The sequence below is a fragment of the Indibacter alkaliphilus LW1 genome (genome assembly GCF_000295935.2).
Lineage (GTDB): Bacteria > Bacteroidota > Bacteroidia > Cytophagales > Cyclobacteriaceae > Indibacter > Indibacter alkaliphilus.
The window spans coordinates 1-3,242 of the sequence record NZ_ALWO02000007.1; the positions used below are offsets into that span (position 1 = coordinate 1).

Annotated in this window: 2 rRNA genes; both read left to right on the top strand. The window is 53.6% G+C overall.

The features are described from left to right. Positions 1-76: 76 nt before the first annotated feature. A 23S ribosomal RNA gene (locus tag A33Q_RS01205) occupies positions 77-2,969 on the top strand. A gap of 157 nt (positions 2,970-3,126) precedes the next feature. Beyond that, a 5S ribosomal RNA gene (rrf, locus tag A33Q_RS01210) occupies positions 3,127-3,238 on the top strand. Positions 3,239-3,242: the final 4 nt, after the last annotated feature.

Genomic DNA, 3,242 nt, shown 5'->3' on the forward strand with positions numbered 1-3,242 from the left:
GTTCATTGACATGTTGAGCAGAGAATGCAACAGAGTAAAGAACACCCGCAGCCTTTGCAAAAGGGGGCTGTAGGGCGAGTAAGTGAATAAGGGCGTACGGGGGATGCCTAGGCTCCCAGAGGCGAAGAAGGACGTGCCAAGCTGCGATAAGCCACGGGGACCCGCAAGTGGGGCTGATCCGTGGATTTCCGAATGGGGCAACCCATCCCGCACAAGCGGGATACCCCGGTCAATCCGGGGGGCGAACCTGCCGAACTGAAACATCTAAGTAGGCAGAGGAGGAGAAAACAAGAGTGATTCCGTGAGTAGTGGCGAGCGAAAGCGGAACAGCCCAAACCGTGTATGTTACGGCATATACGGGGTAATAGGACCTGCGCAAGACATAATTATGTGACCTGAGCGTACTGGGAAGTACGGCCGTAGAGGGTGAGAGCCCCGTAAGGGAAGTGTGTTTATGTTGGCGGGTATCCTGAGTAGGCCGGGACAGGAGAAATCCCGGTTGAATTATCCGGCACCATCCGGAAAGGCTAAATACTCCTGGGAGACCGATAGTGAACAAGTACCGTGAGGGAAAGGTGAAAAGTACTCCGAATAGGAGGGTGAAACAGAACCTGAAACCGTGCGCTTACAAGCGGTCGGAGTCCCGTACATACGGGATGACGGCGTGCCTTTTGCATAATGAGCCTACGAGTTACGCCTCACTGGCGAGGTTAAGTGTTTTAAAGCACGCAGCCGGAGCGAAAGCGAGTCTGAACAGGGCGTTGAGTCAGTGGGGGTAGACGCGAAACTTTGTGATCTACCCATGGACAGGTTGAAGTTGCGGTAACACGCAATGGAGGACCGAACCGATAAACGTTGAAAAGTTTCCGGATGATCTGTGGGTAGGGGTGAAAGGCCAATCAAACTGAGAAATAGCTCGTACTCCCCGAAATGTTTTTAGGAACAGCGTCGTGGAATGTATGAAGGAGGTAGAGCTACCGATAGGACTAGGGGGAGTCACATCCTACCAAATCCTGACGAACTCCGAATGCCTTTATACAGTAACGGCAGTGAGGGCTCGGGTGCTAAGGTCCGAGTCCGAGAGGGAAAGAACCCGGACCTACCGCTAAGGTCCCGAAATTTACACTAAGTTGAACAAAGGTGGTCCAGCTGCAGAGACAGCCAGGAGGTTAGCTTGGAAGCAGCTATTCCTTTAAAGAGTGCGTAACAGCTCACTGGTCGAGCGGCAGGGCGTCGATAATAATCGGGCATCAAGTGTAATACCGAAGCGTAGGATTTCTCCCGTAGATACGGGAGGAGTGGTAGGGGAGCATTCCAACGGCGGCGAAGGTGCATGGCGATGTGCGCTGGAGTTTTTGGAAAAGCAAATGTAGGCATAAGTAACGATAATGCGGGCGAGAAACCCGCACACCGATAGACCAAGGTTTCCTGATCAACGCTAATCGGATCAGGGTCAGTCGGGACCTAAGGATAACCCGAAGGGGGATTCCGATGGAAAATGGGTTAATATTCCCATACCTGTCATACAGGTGACGGAGTGACGGAGTGATGAAAGGACCGCGCGGTGACGGAATACCGCGTTGAAGGGTGTAGGTATTGTTTCCATAGTTAAATGCGTGGGGATAGCCGAACCTGATAGTACCGCAATCTTTCGGGAGCGCGGATAGAGTCCCTAATAGCTTCCAAGAAAAACTTCTGGCGATAAGCGTATGACGGCCCGTACCGCAAACCGACACAGGTGGTCAAGGAGAGAATCCTGAGGTGCTCGAGTGAATCATGGCTAAGGAACTCGGCAAAATGGCCCTGTAACTTCGGGAGAAGGGGCGCCCTCTGTAATGGGGGGCCGCAGTGAAAAGGCCCAGGCGACTGTTTAGCAAAAACACATGGCTTTGCGAACCCGGGAGGGGAAGTATAAGGCCTGACACCTGCCCGGTGCCGGAAGGTTAAGAGGGGATGTTATCGTAAGAGAAGCATTGAATTGAAGCCCCGGTAAACGGCGGCCGTAACTATAACGGTCCTAAGGTAGCGAAATTCCTTGTCGGGTAAGTTCCGACCTGCACGAATGGTGTAACGATCTGGGCGCTGTCTCAGCCATGAGCTCGGTGAAATTGTAGTCGCGGTGAAGATGCCGCGTACCCGCAACGGGACGGAAAGACCCCATGAACCTTTACTGCAGCTTGGCATTGGTATCGGGTAAACGATGTGTAGGATAGGCGGGAGACTGCGAATCTGTGTCGCCAGGCATGGAGGAGTCGCTGTTGAAATACCGCCCTTTGTTTGCCTGGTATCTAATCCCGCAATGCGGGAGACATTGCCTGGTGGGTAGTTTGACTGGGGTGGTCGCCTCCAAAAGGATAACGGAGGCTTCCAAAGGTTCCCTCAGCACGCTTGGTAACCGTGCGCGGAGTGCAATAGCATAAGGGAGCTTGACTGTAAGGCCGACAAGCCGAGCAGGGTGGAAACACGGGTATAGTGATCCGGCGGTACTGCATGGAAAGGCCGTCGCTCAAAGGATAAAAGGTACTCTGGGGATAACAGGCTGATCTCCCCCAAGAGCTCATATCGACGGGGAGGTTTGGCACCTCGATGTCGGCTCGTCACATCCTGGGGCTGGAGAAGGTCCCAAGGGTTGGGCTGTTCGCCCATTAAAGTGGCACGCGAGCTGGGTTCAGAACGTCGTGAGACAGTTCGGTCCCTATCTGTTGCGGGCGTGGGAAGTTTGAGGAGCTCTGACCTTAGTACGAGAGGACCGGGTTGGACCGACCGCTGGTGTACCGGTTGTGGTGCCAACTGCACTGCCGGGTAGCTACGTCGGGCAGGGATAAGCGCTGAAAGCATCTAAGTGCGAAACCCCCTCCGAGATGAGACTTCCATATAGGGCCGTCAGAGACGATGACGTTGATAGGCTGCAGGTGTAAAGTCAGTAATGACAAAGCCGAGCAGTACTAATAGCCCGAAAGCTTACCGGTTCGGGAGGCTGTTGCATTCTTTGCGAGACATTTCAAATCTTTGTACCAAGTACGATGTACCAAGTACAAAGAATGAGAACACAAGATATTTTCCCGCCATGCGGGACTGTCACCGGACATACATGGTACATTGTACTTTGTGCCTGGTACAGCAAGACTAGGCGGCCTCGCGCAGGGGTTCCACCTCTTCCCATCCCGAACAGAGAAGTTAAGCCCTGCAGCGCCGATGGTACTGGGGTTACACCCGGGAGAGTAGGTCGCCGCCACATTATT